This window comes from Streptomyces sp. NPDC001020 (assembly GCF_053599115.1).
The window spans coordinates 44995-61804 of record NZ_JBSFLQ010000015.1; the positions used below are offsets into that span (position 1 = coordinate 44995).

A 16810-nucleotide genomic window follows, 5' to 3' on the forward strand; every position below is an offset into this window, starting at 1 on the left:
GCCCGTGGCGTCTGGTGCGTACGAACGCAAGGCGCCGGAGCGCTTTCGTGGCGGAGCCACGTGGGCGGTTCGGCAACGCGGCGAGCGTGCGTGCCAGACGCCACGGGCCCGGCGCTGGGTTGTAGCCAGGCTCGGAGCTTAGGAAGTCCGTCGGGCCTGGTTGAGTTGCACTGTGTCACGTCTGCGGGTCGTTGGCGTTCCAGCGTGTCACCCCGGCCCGTGCACATGTGTTCTCCGCTCGTGTCCACGGTGACTCACCCCTGTTGGGCGTCGTGGGCGAGCAGTGCGATGTGCACGGAAGCCGCCTGTTCGAAGTCGTCGAGGTCGACTCCGAGACGGGCCTGGATGGCCTCCAGGCGGCGGTAGAGGGCGGGCCGGCTGACGTGGTGGAGCTGGGCGGTGCGGGACTTGTTGCGGCCGGTGGCGAGGTAGGTCCGCAACACGGCCAACAGGTCCGGCTCCGCGCCGGGCCCGCACAGCAGCCCGTCCAGCTCGCGTTCGGCGAACGACTGGACATGCGGGTTGTCGCGCAGCAGCCGGACCAGACCACGCAGATGGACGTCCTTGAGGCGTACGACGGCCGGCAGGTTGAGCGCGGCGGTGTGTTCGGCGACGGCGTCGGCCACGTGCCGGGCCTCGCGCAGCCCGGCGGGCACGTCCTCCCAGGCGGTGCGCGCGCCGGCGGCCGCGACGACCGGCGCGCCCGCCGTCGACTCCGTCCGCAGCCGGGTGGCGAAGTGCGCGGCCAGCGCCCCGGCGTCCTGGTCTCGGGCAAGGCTGAGCAGCACGGCGGTTGCCCCGTCGGCCAGTTCGGCGACGAGTCCGGGCAGCCCCAGCAGGCGCAGGACGCGGTCGAGGGTGACCGGGTCGCCGTCGCGTACGACGAGGGGCACGAAGGTACGGCGGTTGACGGGCAGCCCGGCAGCGCGTGCTCGCGGCAGCAGTTGGCGGGCCGGTACGACCCCTGAGACGAGGTCGGTCAGCAGGCTCTGCGCGGACTGCTCCTCCCAGGACTGCATCGCGCCGCCGAGCATGCGGTGCAGGACGAGGGCCTCGGCGGCACGCTCGGCCAGCAGGCGCCCGACGGGACTGTCACCGCGGTAGCCGCACAGCACGATCCGGCCCCAGTGCTCGCCACGTCCGCCCAGTTCGGCACGGACCCAGCCGTCGCCCTCGCCGCCGCCCGCCTGCCGGGCGATGCGCTCCCAGTCGCGCAGCACGTCGTCGACCGCGGACCGCTCCCCCGCCGTGGCGAGCACGCGGTGGGCGAGGTTGGTGAGGATCACGGGACAGCCGGTGTGCACGGCGATCTCGTCGAGCAGCCGCTGGAGCGGAGCGCCCGCGGTGATGATCCCGGTCAGGGCCGTGCGCACGGACTCCGACAGGCTCACGGTCGCGAACTTCCGCCGTACGAGTCGGCACTGGACCTCCTCCGTCAACTCGGCGAAGGGGAAGGGCCGGTGCATGACCACCATGGGCAGCCCGCAGCGCTCGGCGGCCCGGCGCATCACGTCGGGCGGCGCCGGGAAGGCGCGACCGAGTCCGAGGACGACGGCCGCGGCCTCCGCGCGGTGCAGGGACCGGATGTACTCGGCCTGCTTCTCCTCGTCGCCGGCCAGCAGCACCCCGGTGGTGAGGACCATCTCGCCGCCGCTGAGCATCACGCCGACGTCGGCGGCCTCGGCGACGTGCACCCAGCGCACGGGCCGGTCGAGGTGCCCCGCCCCGGCCACCACCTCGGGCTCTCCTGCGAGCACCCGGTCCAGCGTGAGGACCTGGCGTACCGACAGGGCGGGTTCCAAGGCGGTGGTCATGGCGATGTTCCCTTGCTCGGGTCAGTGACGAGGGCTCCTCATGACGGGTCGAGGCGTCACTGGACGCTTCTGAGGGCACGCTCGAGGATCGCGGCGCCCTCCTCGGCCTCCGCGACGGTGAGCGTGAGCGGCGGGGCGATGCGCAGGGCGCTGGTGTTGTGCCCGCCGCCCTTGCCGATCAGCAGCCCTTCCGCACGGGCGGCCTCGAGCACGGCGGACGCCGCTTCCGGGTGGGCCTCGTCCGTGCCGGGACGCACCAGTTCGACGCCGATCATCAGGCCCCGCCCCCGCACCTCCCGTACGACCGGAAGCTGCGCGGCGACGGCTCGCAGCCGTTCGATGAGCAGTCCGCCGACGCGCCGGGCGTTGCCCTGAAGGTCGTGTTCCACGAGGTAGGTGAGGTTGGCGAGGCCTGCCGCCATCGTGATCTGTGTTCCGCCGAAGGTCGAGATGCTGTTGGCGTCCAGGCAGTTCATGATGTCGGCTCGGGCGACGACACCACCGATGGACATGCCGTTACCGATGCCCTTGGCGAAGGTCAGGATGTCGGGAGGGCCCGAGGCGGCGTGTGCCTGCCAGCCCCAGAAGTGGTCGCCGGTGCGGCCCCAGCCCGTCTGTACCTCGTCCGCGATCCACAGGATGCCGTGCTCCCGCAGCACCTCGAGGAAGGCCGCGTACAGCCCGTCGGGCGGCGAGGTGAAGCCGCCGACGCCCTGGATGGGCTCGGCGATCAGCGCCGCCGGCGGGCGGGTGTGCCCGAGCAGGTCCTTGAGGTCCTCGACGCACGCCGTGATGAAGTCGGTGTCGTCCAGGTGGGCGAACGGGCCCCGGGTGCGGACACCGCCGTGGACGTACAGGGTCTGCAGGGGTGACAGGGAGGTCGGGGACCAGCCGCGGTTGCCGGTGATACCGACCGCGCTGAACGAGCGGCCGTGGTAGCTGTTGCGCATCGCCAGGATCTGGTTGCTGCTCCGGTACGTCGTCGCCAGCAGCAGCGCGGTGTCGTTGGCCTCGGTGCCGGACGTGGTGAAGAAGACGCGGGCGTCCGGGATGCCGCTCAACCGGGCGATCCGTTCGGCGAGTTCGACCATCGGCCGGTTGAGGTAGAGGGTCGAGGTGTGCAGGATCCGGCCGGCCTGCTCGGTCACCGCCTTGGTGACCTCGGGCAGGGCGTGTGCGGTCATCGTGGTGAGGATCCCGCCGAAGAAGTCCAGGTACTTCTTCCCGTCGGCGTCCCAGACGTGGCGGCCCTCGCCATGGGTGATCTCGAGGGGGTCCTCGTAGTACAGGGCGAGCCAGTCGGGCAGGACGGTCCGGTGGCGGGCGTACAGGTCGGTCACGGCTTCACCAGTCCTTCGTACGCGTCGGGGCGGCGGTCACGGTAGAACGCCCACTGCTGCCGCACTTCTTCGATGACATCGAAGTCGAGGTCACGGACGAGGAGTTCGTCGTCCTTGTCGTCGGCCACCTCCCCCACGAACTGCCCGCGGGGGTCGACGAAGTAGCTTGTGCCGTAGAAGTCGTTGTCGCCGTACTCCTCCCGGCCCACGCGGTTGATCGCGGCGACGAAGTACTCGTTGGCGACGGCGGCAGCGGGCTGTTCCAGCTGCCAGAGGTAGGCGGACAGGCCGCGCGAGGTGGCCGATGGGTTGTAGACCAACTGTGCGCCGTTGAGTCCCAGTTGTCGCCAGCCTTCCGGGAAGTGGCGGTCGTAGCAGATGTAGACGCCGACCCTGCCGACCGCGGTGTCGAAGACGGGCCACCCCAGGTTGCCCGGTTTGAAGTAGTACTTCTCCCAGAACCCCTTGAGCTGGGGGATGTGGTGCTTGCGGTACTTGCCGAGGTAGGTGCCGTCGGCGTCGATCACGGCGGCGGTGTTGTAGTAGAAGCCGGACTGCTCGACCTCGAAGACGGGGACGACGATCACCATGCCGGTCTCGCGCGCCAGCTCCCGCATCCGGGTGACGGTGGGGCCGTCGGGCACGGGCTCGGCCCAGCGATAGTGCTCGGGCTCCTGGACCTGACAGAAGTAGGGGGCGTTGAAGACTTCCTGGAAGCCGATGATCCTCGCGCCCTGCCGGGCCGCCTCGCGGGCATGCTCCACATGCTTGGCGATCATGGATTCGCTGTCGCCGGTCCAGGTCGCCTGGACCAGCGCGGCGCGTACGACGTGGGCCATGGTGCCGCTCCTTTGCCTGGTGTCCCGATGGGGACGTCAGAGAGCCTCTACACCCGTAGACGTAGACACGGCTTGAACGTAAGCCTCCAGGACGACCTTGCCAAGACCATCGTCGGCAACCCGCGGAGTGGATCATGATTCGCACCCCTGTGGACGAGTGGCCGGAGTGTCGGCGGGCCGCTCAGGCGGTGGATCCGTCGGCCTCAGGGCGTGGGCGGGACCCGCTTCGGCTCGCGGGACGGCCCGGGCCGAAGGCCTTCGCGAGCTGGTCGAGCAGGGGCCCTGCGGACGGGTGTGGATCGCGACGCGGTGTGATCGTGTAGATGCCGCGGGTCGGGGGATCGACGAGGGGCACTGTGGTGATGTCGGAGCGCAGCGCGCAAGCCAGCACCCCGGGGATCAGTGCGATGGCGTGGCCGGCGGCGACCAGCGCAGTCTTGCCGGGCAGATCGGTCGCGGTGACGTCGATACGGACGGTGACACCTGCGCGGGCGGCTTGCTGCCGCAGCAGCGTCGCCGAGCCCTCGTTGTCCTCCACCCAGCTCTGGTCGGCCAGCGCCTGAATGCGCACCGGGCCGGGCCCGGCGCGTGGATGGTCGGCTGGCAGCACGACGACCATCTCGTCCATGCCCAGGAACCGTCGTTCAAGACGCGGGTCGTTGGGTAGCCCCGGGGGCGCGTCGGTGACGACGGCGATGTCGAGGTCGCCGGAGACCACCCGGTCGTGCAGTTCCAGGCTCAGCCCTGGCGACAGGCTCCACCGGACGGGTCCGGCCGTGTCCAGCAGGCGGCGGATCGCCACGGGCACGATCCCGGCGGCCAGGGACGGCGTGGCACCGACGACCAGCGGCCGGCCGAGCGCCCCGTCACGAACGTCCCGTACGGCACGAACGGCCCGGTCTGCCTCGGTGAGTGCGGCCAGGGCGTGCTGACGGAACACCTCTCCGGCAGGCGTCGGACGGACGCCACGCACATACCGCTGCACCAGCGACACCCCCAACTGGCGCTCCAGTCCCGCGATCTGCCGCGAAACCGCCGACTGCGTGTAGCCGAGTTCGGCGGCCGCCGCCGACAACGACCCGAGCCGGCACACCGTTATGAACGTCCGCCATGTGGTGAGCACCATGTCCCGAGTATGCCTGTGGGTATGCGGAGTTCGCAGGGCGAACCTGCGAGATCTGCGCTTGTCGCAACCCTCGCGGTGCCCGACTCTGGGACGCATGAACGAACCGCACTCCATCGCCGTCCTCGGCTTGGGCCGCATGGGCGCCGCTCTGGCGACACGACTCGCCGACCACGACTGGAACGTCGTCGGCTGGACACGGTCCGGGCGCCCGACCGGCGCCGTCGAGACGACCGACGACCCGAACGACGCCGTGGCCAAGGCCGACATCGTGCTCCTGGCACTGTTCGACGGCCGGGCATGCCTGCAGATCGTCGACCGGGTCCGCGACTCGCTGCGACCGGACACGATCGTGCTGAACACCAGCACCGTCGCCCCCGCCGCGGCCGCGACGCTGGCCCGGCGGCTGGGCCCGGCGTACGTCCACGCGCCCGTGCTCGGGTCCGTACCGGCTGTCGCCGCCGGTGCCCTGCGGATTCTCGCCGCCGGCGGCCAGGACGCACTCGATCGGGCCCGACCGGTGCTGGACGCGCTCGGCACCGTGCGGCACGTCGACGACGCAGCCACCGCCGCGGCGCTCAAGCTCGTCGCCAACAGCAGCCTCGCCGGTGCCGTCCTCACACTGCGCGACTCACTGCGGCAGGCCGACGCCCTGGGCCTGTCCCGTGCCCAGGTGCTGGACATCCTCGAACTCGGCCAGCTCGGCGGGCTCGTCGCCCGCAAGCGCCCCTTCCTGGACAGCCGGTCGGCCCCGGCAGAAGCCACGGCCGAGTTCACGATCGGCGCGCTGGCCAAGGACATGGCACTGCTGGCCTCCGCGTCGAACAGCCCGCTGCGCAGCGCGGCCGAACTGGCCGGCACCCCCGCCGACCCCGAGGCCGACATCGCCGTGGCCGCCACGGTCCCCGCTGTGGGTGACGCCGTGCTTGAACCGCTGCGTGCCTACGTCCGCGGACACGCCACCGGCGACCCCACCCACTTCCGCGACGCGTTCCTGCCCACCGCCCACATCGAGGGAGTCCGGGACGACGCATTCGTGTCATGGCGTCTGGACGAGTACTGCGCACTCTTCAGCGGTCGGCCGGCCGCGGACGAACCGACCCGTTCCCGCCGCCTCGACACCATCGACGTCCACGGCACCGTCGCGACCGCGTCCATGACGCTCTGGCACGGCGCGGACACCTTCACCGACATCTTCCTGCTGGTCCGGGTCGACGGCAGGTGGCGCATCGCCAACAAGGCCTATCACCGAAGCACCTGAGAGGGCCGGACGCGCTGTGCTCCGCGGGAGGGGGCGCGGTCCGTGGGCCCCGTTATCGGACGCCTCCGTGCCGGGATCGCGCCAGGCATGCCCGGCTCACGCCGCGACCGGCGCGCACCGTCCGACGAGTTCGTCCATGGACAGCCCGAGCACCCGCGCCAGCGCCGCGACCGTGAAGAACGCCGGGGTCGGCGCACGCCCGGTCTCGATCTTGCGGAGGGTCTCGGCGGAGATTCCGGCGCTCGCGGCTACTTCCGCCATGCTGCGGGTGCCGCGAGCCTCGCGCAGCAGCCGCCCGAGGCGCTCGCCGCGCTCGTGCTCTTCGGGGGTCAGCGGGGTTCGCACCATGAGCCCATTCTAATACCGGGCCACCCACAGGGCACCGGTATAGTAATTGGAGATCGGCGGTATAGTAATTGGCATGATGGAACTGAAGACGGATGCGTCGATCGACGCGATGTACACGGCCGGGCAGGTCGTCGGCCGGGCCCTCACGGCGGTGCGGGACGCCGCGGGCATGGGTGTCTCCCTGCGCGAACTCGACGAGGTGGCACGCGAGGTACTGCGCGACGCGGGTGCGAGTTCACCGTTCCTCGGCTACCGCCCGTCCTTCGCCACGACCCCCTTCCCCGCGGTCATCTGCGCCTCGGTCAACGACGCGATCGTGCACGGCATCCCGGACGGTTACCGGCTGCGCGACGGCGACCTGGTCTCCATCGACTGCGGCGCCGAACTGGAGGGCTGGGTCGGCGACTCGGCGATCAGCTTCGTCGTGGGCCAGGCGCGGGCCGCCGACCTGCGACTGGTCGAGACCGCGGAGCGGGCCCTCGCGGCGGGCATCGAGGCGGCCGTCGTCGGCAACCGCATCGGGGACATCGCGCACGCGATCGGCTCGGTGTGCAGGGCCGCGGGGTACGGCATCATGGAGGACTACGGCGGGCACGGCGTGGGCCGTCGTATGCACGAGGACCCGCCCGTTCCGAACGAGGGCCGACCGGGCCGCGGCATCCGGCTGCGCCACGGCATGGTCCTGGCCATCGAGCCCATGCTCATCGGGGGCGGCACGGACGGCTACCACACGGCCCCCGACGGCTGGACCCTCCGCACCAACGACGGCTCCCGTGCGGCCCATACGGAACACACGGTGGCGATCACGGAGTCAGGGCCGCGGGTCCTGACGGCGCGGCATTAGGGCGTGTATTGGGCCGTGATCGCATGGTGGTCCGGGTGAGCTCTTTGATCCAGATCATCAAGGCCCAAGGGTGGAGGCCGGCGAGGTAACTGTCCGGGGTCTTGTCGTACCAGGTCTCCTCGATGTAGCTGTGCATCGGCTTCGCTACGCCGCAGTAGGGCAGCCCCGTCACGAGGTCCTGCCACCACACATCAGACCGGGGTTGCGATGCCGATGAGTTTCACGGTCGTAAGGGGTCGATACGGGTGCAGTCGACAAGCAGAGGGAGGCCCACGATGGGCAAAGTGTTCACTCACATGACGATGTCGCTGGATGGGTTCGTTGCAGATCCGAATGACCAGGTCGGGGAACTGTTCGAGTGGTACGAAGCGGGGGAGGTGACCGTGCCTAACCCTAATGAGACCGTTTCGTTCCAGGTCGACGATGCCAGTGCGCAGGCGCTACGAGAGTTGACCGGCAACTGCGGTGCACTCGTCGCCGGCCGACGCCTGTTCGACATTGCTCGTGGTTGGGGTGACAAACACCCGGCAGGCGCTCCCGTCGTCGTGGTCACTCATCGCAAGCCTGAGGACGCCACCACGAAGTGGCCCACAACGACGTTCGTCGATGGAGTTGAGGCCGCGATCACCCGGGCCAGACAAATCGCGGGCGATCAGGACGTCACTATCGCGAGCGCGACGATCACCAGGCAGGCACTCGACCTCGGTCTGGTAGATGAGGTATGTGTCAGCCTCGTGCCAGTGCTGTTCGGCGAGGGGATCCCCTACTTCACGAAGCTGGACCGGGGCCACCAACTCCTCGACGACCCGATCGTCATCCAAGGGCGCCGTGCCCTTCACCTGCGGTACCCAGTCCGACGTTAGCTAGTGCTCGGCTGAGGGGAGGTGCTGGGGTTTCTCGCCCCAGGCTGTCCGCGCAGTCGTGATCCGCGCCGCCGTGCCGCCGACGGCCTTCGACACCCGGCCACGAGGCGTTCCTGAAGGTGCCCCCGGCAGGGGACCGTGCCATCGTGGTCTACGGGCGCCGCGCTCCTAGGGCCTCTCGTCTGGATCCTGTCCGGACAGGTGTACCCCGGGCCCGGTCCGGGCACCCGCGTAGCACCGGTACGTCGATCAGCGGAACGGATTGCCATGACCAGCGGGTTCAACGGTCCGCAGGGCTACGGCTCGGACCCCTTCGCAGAGTTCTTCTCACGTATCTTCGGCGGCGGGCCGCGTCCCGGCCCCCGCCAGATCGATCTCGGACGACTGCTCAGCGAGCCGGCCCGGCAGCTGGTCGCCGGCGCCGCACGGTATGCCGCCGAGCACGGCAGCCGCGACCTCGACACCCAGCACCTGCTGCGCGCGGCGCTGTCCGCCGAACCCACCCGTAGCCTGCTCAGCCGGGCCGGCGCCGACCCCGACTCGATGGCGACGGAGATCGACCAACGCACCGGACCGGCCCAGCACGGTCCGCGTGAGACGCCGCCGCCGTCCTCGCTCACCCTGACGCCCGCCGTCAAGCGTGCCCTGCTGGACGCACACGAACTGGCCCGGGCGAGCGGCGCCGGCTACATCGGCCCGGAGCACGTGCTCACCGCCCTGGCCGCGAACCCCGATTCCGCCGCGGGGCACATCCTGCACTCGGCCCACTTCGCGCCGCCCTCCCTTCCGGCAGAGGCGGGCGAACACGCCCAGGCGCGTCCCGAGCGCCCTCGCCCGCCCTCGACCCCCACCCTGGACAAGTACGGCCGTGATCTGACCGACCTCGCGCGCGAGGGCCGTATCGACCCGGTGATCGGGCGGGACGAGGAGATCGAGCAGACCATCGAGGTGCTCTCCCGCCGCGGTAAGAACAACCCGGTCCTGATCGGCGACGCAGGCGTCGGTAAGACCGCCGTCGTCGAGGGGCTCGCCCAGCGCATCGCCGACGGCGACGTGCCCGACACCCTCCTCGGCCGCCGGGTCGTCGCCCTGGACCTGACCGGCGTGGTCGCCGGCACCCGTTACCGCGGGGACTTCGAGGAGCGGCTCAACAACATCGTCGGCGAGATCCGCGCCCACTCCGGAGAGCTGATCATCTTCATCGACGAGCTGCACACCGTCGTCGGCGCCGGCGGCGGGGGCACCGAGGGCGGGTCCATGGACGCGGGCAACATCCTCAAGCCCGCGCTGGCCCGCGGCGAACTGCACATCGTGGGCGCCACCACACTGGAGGAGTACCGCCGGATCGAGAAGGACGCGGCGCTGGCTCGCCGCTTCCAGCCGATCCTGGTGCCCGAGCCGACCGTCGCGGACGCGATCGAGATCCTGCGCGGGCTGCGCGACCGCTACGAGGCCCACCATCAGGTCCGCTACACCGACGAGGCGCTGGTGGCCGCCGTGGAGCTGTCCGACCGCTACGTCACCGACCGCCATCTGCCGGACAAAGCGATCGACCTGCTCGACCAGGCCGGGGCCCGGGTACGGCTGCGGGCGCGGACGAAGGGCACGGACGTACGCGCCATGGAGCGCGAGGTCGAGCAGCTGACCCGGGACAAGGACCAGGCGGTGGCCGACGAGCAGTACGAGCAGGCCACACAGCTACGGGACCGCATCACCGAGCTCAAGGAGCGGATCGGCCAGGCCGCCGGCGACACCGAGGCCGACGAGGGACAGCACCTGATGGTCACCGCCGAGGCCATCGCCGAGGTGGTGTCCCGGCTCACCGGCATCCCGGTCAGCCGGCTCACCGAGGAGGAGAAGAAGCGGCTGCTCGGCCTGGAGGAGCATCTGCACCAGCGGGTCATCGGGCAGGAGGAGGCGGTCAGCGTGGTCGCCGACGCCGTGATGCGCTCGCGCGCCGGGCTGTCCAGCCCCGACCGGCCGATCGGCAGTTTCCTCTTCCTCGGTCCGACCGGCGTCGGCAAGACGGAGTTGGCACGCGCGCTCGCGGAGGTGCTGTTCGGCAGCGAGGAGCGCATGGTCCGGCTCGACATGAGCGAGTACCAGGAGCGGCACACCGTCAGCCGTCTCGTGGGCGCGCCGCCCGGATACGTCGGTCACGAGGAGGCCGGACAGCTCACCGAGGTCGTACGGCGGCACCCGTACTCGCTGCTGCTGCTTGACGAGGTCGAGAAGGCCCACCCGGACGTCTTCAACATCCTGCTGCAGGTCCTCGACGACGGCCGACTCACCGACGCCCAGGGCCGGACCGTGGACTTCACCAGCACGGTCGTGGTGATGACGAGCAATCTCGGCTCCGAGGCGATCATCCGGCGCGGGGCGGGCATCGGGTTCGGGCCCGGCGGCGCCGAGGCCGACGAGGAGGCGCGGCGCGATCAGATCCTGCGTCCGCTGCGCGAGCACTTCCGGCCCGAGTTCCTCAACCGCATCGACGAGATCGTGGTCTTCCGGCAGCTGACGGCCGAACAACTGCGGCGTATCACGGACCTGATGCTCGACCGGACACGGCGTCGGCTGCAGTCGCAGAACATCGACGTCACGTTCACCGAGGGGGCCGTCGACTGGCTGGCGCAGCGCGGCTTCCAGCCGGAGTACGGTGCCCGGCCGCTGCGCCGCACCATCCAGCGGGAGGTCGACAACCAGCTGTCCAGGCTGCTTCTGGACGGCCGGATCGTGCAGAAGGGCCGGGTCGTGGTGGACGTGGAGGGCGGGCAGCTCGCCTTCCGTACCCAGCCGCCGCCCGCCACCGAGGCGCCGGACGAGGCCGCCGCGCCTGTGGAGCCGGGTGAGGGGGCGGCCCGTCCCGAAGGAAACGGAGGGTGAGTGTTCCGGGCGGCTCCCCCATCGCCCGGAACACTCACGACCGCGCAGTGGTCACACGGTGGGGCCGGACACCGGCGACGCCGTGTCCGGCCCCACCTCAGTGCCGAAGCGCTCCACCACGCCGCCGGTGACCCAGACCCCGCCCTTGACGCCTATGGCCGGGCCCTCGCGATTCTGGATGAGCTCGACCACCCCGGTGCCGCAGAGGTACGTACCCGCCTCGCCGAGCTCAACGCCGGCCGATAGCTGCCGGGCGGATCCGCCGGCTTTCCGCGTGACTATCCGACTCGGTTCTGCCTCGGGGGTCTCATGAGGCCCGCCTCATAGGCGATGATCACCGCCTGGGTGCGGTCCCGGGCGCCGGTCTTCGCCAGGACCGCCGCCACATGCGTCTTCACTGTGGCAGAACCGACTCCCAGTCGCTGAGCGATCTCCGCGTTGGTCAGCCCGGCCGACATCAGCCGCAGCACCTCGCCCTCACGGTCGGTGAGCCGTGCCAGCCAGGGTGGTGGCGCGACGTACTCGCGCGCGTGCTCCTGGGCCAGCGCCCGTACGGCCGACGGGAAGAGCAGGGTGTCGCTGCGGGCGACCAGCCGTACCGACTGGACCAGCGTGTCGGCATCAGCCCGTTTCAGCAGGAAGCCCGCGGCTCCGGCGCGTAGCGCGTCGTAGACGTAGGAGTCGTTCTCGAAGGTGGTGACGACGACGATCCGGGGCGGCTCGGTGAGGGTGGCGAGGATCTGTTCGGTGGCCCGTATGCCGTCGATCTCGGGCATGCGGACGTCCATGAGGACCACGTCGGGGCGCACCTCCCGCGTGACGGACACGGCCTCGGCCCCGGTCGCCGCCTCGCCGACGACCGTCAGACCGGGCTCGGCGGAGAGGATGGCACGCAAGGCGGTGCGGACCATGCGCTCGTCGTCGGCGAGCACGATCCGGATGGGGGGTGAACTGGTCACGCGGGCCCTACCTTTCAAGAGTGGTCGCTCTGGTCATTCGTAAGATCGGAGGGCCCGGGAGGTTCTGGGTATGGCTGTCATGCGGAAGCCGTTGGCAAGGCTCAAAGGACTTGGCCGCCCGGAGCCCCGCGACGACTCGACCGCCAATTGGGAGACGCGACTCCGATCGCTGCTGTAGGACAACGTCGGCGAGGTCGTCTGCGGGATCGAAGTGACGACGAGCTGGCGGAGGGAACGTGCCCGAGGTCTGGGCCGGGGTGGACATCGGCAAGGAACACCACCACTGCGTGGTGATCAACGCGGACGGTGAACGGCTGCTGTCCCGCCGCGTCCTGAACGACGAGACCGAGCTGCTCCAACTCATCGGCGACGTCCTGGGGATATCCACCGACGCGCTGTGGGCCGTCGACCTCAACCACGGCGGCGCCGCGCTGCTGATCCGCCTGCTCCTCAGCCACAGCCAGCCCATGGCCTACCTCACCGGCCTGGCCGTCCACCGAGCCTCGGCCACCTACAAGGGCGAGGGCAAGACCGACGCGAAGGACGCCTTCGTCATCGCCGACCAGGCCCGCGTCCGCCGCGACCTCGGCCTCCTGCGGCCCGGAGACGAGATTGCCGTCGGCCTGCGCACCCTGACCAACCGGCGCCCGGACGTGGTGTTCGACCGCACTCGGCAGATCAACCGCCTTCGCGCTCAACTGCTGGAGATCTTCCCGGCGTTGGAGAGGTCGCTGGACCTGGTCAAGGGGCCCGTGATGCTGCTGACCGGCTACCAGACCCCTGCCGCGATCCGCCGCGCCGGCGCGAAGCGGATCGAGACGTGGCTGAAGAACCGCAAGGTCCGCGGCGCTGCCGCGCTCGCGAAGAAGGCGGTAGAAGCCGCACAAGCCCAGCAGACCGCGCTGCCCGGCGAGACGCTGGCCGCCGCCATGGTGGCCCGCCTCGCGAAGGGGGTGATGGCCCTCGATGAGGAGATCGCCGAGCTCGACGCCCTGATCGAGGCCAAGTTTCGCGAGCATCCGCACGCCGAGGTGATCCGCAGCCTGCCCGGCATGGGCACGAAGCTCGGCGCCGAGTTCATCGCCGCGACCGGCGGTGACATGGACGCCTTCGGCAGCGCCGACCGCCTGGCCGGCTTCGCCGGCCTGGCCCCAAGACCCCGGGACTCCGGCCGTGTCAGCGGCAACCTGCGCAGACCCAGGCGCTACCACCGCGCGCTGCTGCGGAGCATGTACCTCTCGGCGATGGTCAGCATCACCGCATGCCCCGCCTCCAAGGCGTACTACCAGCGGAAGAGAAGCGAGGGCAAGGGCCACAAGCAAGCCCTGCTCGCTCTCGCACGCCGCAGGCTCAACGTCCTGTGGGCGATGAGCCGTGACGGACAGTGCTACCAAGGCTCACCACCCGTCACGGCTGCGGCTTGACAACACGATTGGGAAGTCCTTTCAACGGCAGTCGTACGGACAGACGCCACGCCCCGTCGACCGGCCCCGCCTCCGCGGCGCCGCCCAGCAGCCGGGCGCGGTCCGCGATGCCGCGCAGTCCGTGGCCGCCGCCGGGCCGGGATGCGGGAGCGGCGTGCACCTCTCCCAGCGGGTTCTCCACGGTGATCTCCAGACGGCCGTCCACTGCGACGATCCGGAGCACGACCGGGACCTGCCCACCCGCGTGCTTCAGCGCGTTGCTCAGCCCCTCCTGGACGATGCGGTAGGCCTCGCGGGAGATCACCGGCGGCAGGGTTCCGGGACCGGTCTCCACCTCGGCCGTGATGCGCGGACCACCCGCACGGGTGCGGCGCAGCAGTCCGTCGAGGTCGGCCGCGAGCGTGGGTGCCGGCGCCTTGCCGGGCGTGTCGTCGGCGCGCAACACGCCCAGGACGGTGTCGAGTTCGCCGACCGTACGTCGTGTGGTGTCCTCGATCGCGGCGAGCGCCTCGCGCGCGAACTCCGGGTCGGTGTCGAGGACCCGGCGGGCGGCGCTCGCCTGGAGGGTCACGGCGCTGAGCGCGTGGCCGACGGAGTCGTGCAGTTCTCGGGCGAGCCGGTTGCGTACGGCGAGGTCGGCGGCGCGGGCCTCGGCGGCGGCCAGCCGGTCCTCGGGGCCGGGCCCGAGCAGGGTGGGCGCGCACCGGGCGAGGAGTGCGCCGCAGCCCGCGGCGCAGGCCGCGAGCGCGACCAGCGTCGCGATGCCCGCGACCGGCGCGAGCACCGCCGTCCAGGGTCCGTCCGCCGCGCCGGGCAGGGCAAGCCCCGCGTCGCTCAGCCCCGGGAAGACGGGAAGCGCGATCAGCACCGTCGCGAACGGCGGCACCGACAGCGACATGCCCGAGATGATTCCACCGAGCCCGAGGTGCAGCGTGAACCAGGCTGCGCAACGCCCCTTCGCGGCCCATGTCCGGGCGGGCCCCTCGGCCAGGCCGTCGGCGCCCACACCGCACAGCGCGCGCAGCGCCGCCACCGACATCGGCCGGGTCAGCGGGAAGGGGGAGGTGAGCGCGGCGAGCGGCAAGCCGATGGCGAACGCGGCGAGTTGCAGAGGAAACGAGGTGAACACGTCCGGCGAGCCGCTCACCGCGCCGACGATCACAGTGCCGACGAAGAAGTACGGCATGGCGATCGCGCCGCCCAGGATCAGATGGATCCAGCGGCGGCGCGCCACACGGCCGAACAGCGGCCGAACAAGCCTTGTCATGCCGCCCGCTTCAAGTCCCCGGCCGAGCGTCCGGCGATGGCGCGGGCCAGCAGGGCGGCCAGGAGGAAACCGACGATCATCTGGCCAGCGTAGGTGAGGTTCATCAGCGCTGTGGGCCGGTCGGCGGGATCCCCCACGGCGGTCAGCGCGGCCAGCAGCATCCAGCCACCCCAGCAGGCAAGGACGCCCGAGCCCAGCCAGGCGAGTGCGAGCGGCACCGCCACCGGCAGCCTGCCACCGCGCCGGAAGGCGAGCAGACAGGCTCCGGCGACGGCGGCCAGGGCGAAGCAGAAGTACGTGGCTTCGAGGAGGTAGAAGTCGGTGTCCCGGTCGGCTGCGCGACCCGTGCTGAGCCCGGCCGCGCCGCCGCACGCCCACATCGTGTGCATCACGAGGGGGAACACGGAAAGGACACATGCCGTGACCACGCACGTCCGCTGCGCCGCGCCGGCCGATCCGGCCGGGAGCTCTCCCATCCGCCCCTGCCACACATACCCCCAGCGGTCACGGGCGTAGAGCAGGAACAGCGCACCGAGGGCCAGCCCCTGCACGATGAATCCGGTGTAGACGACCCCGAAAACCCACTCGTCGAGGAACGGTTTGCGGCCGGTCCCGGACTCCTTGTCGGCCGTACCGCCGAGCATCTGCACGAGCAGGTGGAGCGGGTAGCCGGTCATGATCGGCGCGAGCAACCCGGTGGCCACCCACACCGGTAACACCAGGGTCCAGGCGGGCACCCGCAGCCCCCACGGCCGGGTCAGCAGCAGCGCCAGCAGGATCACGGCGGAGTCCATGAGCACGGTGAGGCTGTTGCCGACGGCCATCGTCACACGGTGCTCCAGCAGCGTGCTGCCGGACGGGATGCCCAGGTGACTTCCCGCGATCCAGGCGACCTTCAGGCACAGGTACGGCGCACAGGCGACGACGGCCACGACGCTCAGCACACGGCGGAACCGGCTGAGGCCGGCGACGTGCTGCGTGACGGGGGCGGTGTGCGTATCGCCCTGCTCGGGCGAAGCCACGACCTTGGGCAAGAGCGACTTTGTCATGCCACCACACTCCCGCGCGGGTTGCCCGCGGCACCTCGTGCACGGTGACGATCCGTCTCCGCCGCACGGGGGAGAGCCAGGTCCGCCCTGCCGTCAGTCGCGTCGGTCAACCGTCCCGGCCTGAAGGAACCGACGCAGGATGAGGCGGAGGGTGGGCAACTGCTCCGTCGGATCGAATCCCGGACTCGCGGCCGCGCTGGTGTAGAGCGAGGCGATCAGGGCCAGGACCCACGTCGCGGTGCCCTCCGGGTCCAGGCCGGGATCGATCTGACCGGCGTCGGCGGCCTTCGAGAGCAGTGCCGCGATCGCCTCGTGCTCTTGGGCGTTGCCGCGGCTCAGCAGTTCTTCGAGTTCGGCGTCACGGTACGCCTGCACCATCGCCTCCATCACCAGCGGCGGGGCCAGCGGCTCCGCCGCCGGGGCGGCAAGGAAGTCGACGAGCTCCAACAGCGCTTGCCACGGGTCGTCGGCGGCCCGCGCCTGCGCCAGGCGTGCGGCCTTGTCCTCCCCGTCGTCCTCGAACACGGCGAAAAAGATCGCCCGCTTGTTGGGGAAGTAGTGGAACAGGTTGCCCGCACTCATGCCCGCGGCCTTGCAGATCTCGGCAGTCGTGGTGCGCTCGTAGCCCTTCTCGGCGAACAGGGCCGCCGCGACGCCCAGGATGTGCTGTCGACGTGCCTGGTGCTTGGCCGGGTCGACCGTCCTCATGGCGTCCTTCCTGACTGGGTCCTGGGGCCATCACCTTACCCAACTCTCATTAATAGACCGAGCACTCGGTTTATGATTAGGGTCGTAC

Annotated in this window: 15 protein-coding genes; 5 read left to right on the forward strand and 10 right to left on the reverse strand. The window is 70.7% G+C overall.

Features of this window, described 5'->3' with window-relative positions; all coding sequences use genetic code 11:
- Positions 1-254: 254 nt before the first annotated feature.
- From ACWDEX_RS16490 to ACWDEX_RS16505, 4 genes are all read right to left on the reverse strand, one after another.
- Entirely contained in the window at positions 255-1814 is a 1560-nt protein-coding gene (locus tag ACWDEX_RS16490) for a PucR family transcriptional regulator (protein ID WP_450464115.1), read from the reverse strand.
- A gap of 56 nt (positions 1815-1870) precedes the next feature.
- Complete coding sequence (locus ACWDEX_RS16495) at positions 1871-3154, reverse strand: aspartate aminotransferase family protein (protein ID WP_450464117.1); 1284 nt, start codon at positions 3152-3154, stop codon at positions 1871-1873.
- Positions 3151-3993, reverse strand: coding sequence for a nitrilase-related carbon-nitrogen hydrolase (locus ACWDEX_RS16500; RefSeq protein WP_450464119.1), 843 nt, complete (start codon positions 3991-3993; stop codon positions 3151-3153). The genes ACWDEX_RS16495 and ACWDEX_RS16500 overlap by 4 nt, the downstream gene beginning before the upstream one ends.
- Before the next feature lie 181 nt (positions 3994-4174).
- A complete protein-coding gene (locus ACWDEX_RS16505) occupies positions 4175-5119 on the reverse strand; it encodes a LysR family transcriptional regulator (RefSeq protein ID WP_450464120.1) in 945 nt (314 codons plus the stop codon).
- Positions 5120-5213: 94 nt separating this feature from the next.
- On the opposite strand from ACWDEX_RS16505, the gene ACWDEX_RS16510 reads away from it, so the two are divergent.
- The gene (locus ACWDEX_RS16510) at positions 5214-6377 is read left to right on the forward strand and encodes a nuclear transport factor 2 family protein (RefSeq protein WP_450464121.1); all 1164 of its coding nucleotides are present in this window, start codon (positions 5214-5216) and stop codon (positions 6375-6377) included.
- Positions 6378-6473: 96 nt separating this feature from the next.
- Here the strand turns inward: ACWDEX_RS16510 and ACWDEX_RS16515 are convergent, their stop codons facing one another.
- A complete protein-coding gene (locus tag ACWDEX_RS16515; RefSeq protein WP_450464122.1) occupies positions 6474-6725 on the reverse strand; it encodes a helix-turn-helix domain-containing protein in 252 nt (83 codons plus the stop codon).
- Between the two features lie 73 nt (positions 6726-6798).
- Here ACWDEX_RS16515 and map point away from each other — a divergent pair, with 73 nt between their 5' ends.
- The 3 genes from map to ACWDEX_RS16530 all read left to right on the forward strand — a co-directional run bounded on the left by map (position 6799) and on the right by ACWDEX_RS16530 (position 11315).
- Positions 6799-7569: a type I methionyl aminopeptidase gene (map, locus tag ACWDEX_RS16520; protein ID WP_450464123.1), complete on the forward strand. Its 771-nt coding sequence runs from the start codon at positions 6799-6801 to the stop codon at positions 7567-7569.
- Positions 7570-7844: 275 nt separating this feature from the next.
- Entirely contained in the window at positions 7845-8432 is a 588-nt protein-coding gene (locus tag ACWDEX_RS16525) for a dihydrofolate reductase family protein (protein WP_450464124.1), read from the forward strand.
- Between the two features lie 267 nt (positions 8433-8699).
- Positions 8700-11315: an ATP-dependent Clp protease ATP-binding subunit gene (locus ACWDEX_RS16530; protein WP_450464125.1), complete on the forward strand. Its 2616-nt coding sequence runs from the start codon at positions 8700-8702 to the stop codon at positions 11313-11315.
- A gap of 51 nt (positions 11316-11366) precedes the next feature.
- On the opposite strand, the gene ACWDEX_RS16535 is transcribed toward ACWDEX_RS16530, so the two are convergent.
- Together ACWDEX_RS16535 and ACWDEX_RS16540 are read right to left on the reverse strand one after the other, a co-directional pair.
- A complete protein-coding gene (locus ACWDEX_RS16535) occupies positions 11367-11507 on the reverse strand; it encodes a hypothetical protein (protein ID WP_450464126.1) in 141 nt (46 codons plus the stop codon).
- Between the two features lie 86 nt (positions 11508-11593).
- The gene (locus tag ACWDEX_RS16540) at positions 11594-12274 is read right to left on the reverse strand and encodes a response regulator transcription factor (protein ID WP_450464127.1); all 681 of its coding nucleotides are present in this window, start codon (positions 12272-12274) and stop codon (positions 11594-11596) included.
- A 236-nt stretch (positions 12275-12510) separates the two neighbouring features.
- Between ACWDEX_RS16540 and ACWDEX_RS16545 the strand changes: the two genes are divergently transcribed.
- A complete protein-coding gene (locus tag ACWDEX_RS16545) occupies positions 12511-13698 on the forward strand; it encodes an IS110 family transposase (protein WP_450464128.1) in 1188 nt (395 codons plus the stop codon).
- On the opposite strand, the gene ACWDEX_RS16550 is transcribed toward ACWDEX_RS16545, so the two are convergent.
- From ACWDEX_RS16550 to ACWDEX_RS16560, 3 genes are all read right to left on the reverse strand, one after another.
- A complete protein-coding gene (locus ACWDEX_RS16550) occupies positions 13682-14965 on the reverse strand; it encodes a sensor histidine kinase (RefSeq protein ID WP_450464129.1) in 1284 nt (427 codons plus the stop codon). The two genes, ACWDEX_RS16545 and ACWDEX_RS16550, sit on opposite strands and share 17 nt — an antisense overlap.
- Positions 14962-16014 carry a hypothetical protein gene (locus ACWDEX_RS16555; protein WP_450464130.1) on the reverse strand — a complete coding sequence of 351 codons (1053 nt, stop codon included), beginning with the start codon at positions 16012-16014 and terminating at the stop codon, positions 14962-14964. Before ACWDEX_RS16555 ends, ACWDEX_RS16550 begins: the two co-directional genes overlap by 4 nt.
- Before the next feature lie 93 nt (positions 16015-16107).
- Positions 16108-16722, reverse strand: coding sequence for a TetR/AcrR family transcriptional regulator (locus tag ACWDEX_RS16560; protein ID WP_450464131.1), 615 nt, complete (start codon positions 16720-16722; stop codon positions 16108-16110).
- Positions 16723-16810 lie beyond the last annotated feature (88 nt).

Bases quoted from the DNA above. Each gene is read 5' to 3' on its own strand.
- ACWDEX_RS16530 (WP_450464125.1), top strand. From the start codon at position 8,700: ATGACCAGCGGGTTCAACGGTCCGCAGGGCTACGGCTCGGACCCCTTC.
- ACWDEX_RS16500 (WP_450464119.1), bottom strand. From the start codon at position 3,993: ATGGCCCACGTCGTACGCGCCGCGCTGGTCCAGGCGACCTGGACCGGC.
- ACWDEX_RS16490 (WP_450464115.1), bottom strand. From the start codon at position 1,814: ATGACCACCGCCTTGGAACCCGCCCTGTCGGTACGCCAGGTCCTCACG.
- ACWDEX_RS16505 (WP_450464120.1), bottom strand. From the start codon at position 5,119: ATGGTGCTCACCACATGGCGGACGTTCATAACGGTGTGCCGGCTCGGG.
- map (WP_450464123.1), top strand. From the start codon at position 6,799: ATGATGGAACTGAAGACGGATGCGTCGATCGACGCGATGTACACGGCC.
- ACWDEX_RS16525 (WP_450464124.1), top strand. From the start codon at position 7,845: ATGGGCAAAGTGTTCACTCACATGACGATGTCGCTGGATGGGTTCGTT.
- ACWDEX_RS16555 (WP_450464130.1), bottom strand. From the start codon at position 16,014: ATGACAAAGTCGCTCTTGCCCAAGGTCGTGGCTTCGCCCGAGCAGGGC.
- ACWDEX_RS16515 (WP_450464122.1), bottom strand. From the start codon at position 6,725: ATGGTGCGAACCCCGCTGACCCCCGAAGAGCACGAGCGCGGCGAGCGC.
- ACWDEX_RS16510 (WP_450464121.1), top strand. From the start codon at position 5,214: ATGAACGAACCGCACTCCATCGCCGTCCTCGGCTTGGGCCGCATGGGC.
- ACWDEX_RS16550 (WP_450464129.1), bottom strand. From the start codon at position 14,965: ATGACAAGGCTTGTTCGGCCGCTGTTCGGCCGTGTGGCGCGCCGCCGC.
- ACWDEX_RS16560 (WP_450464131.1), bottom strand. From the start codon at position 16,722: ATGAGGACGGTCGACCCGGCCAAGCACCAGGCACGTCGACAGCACATC.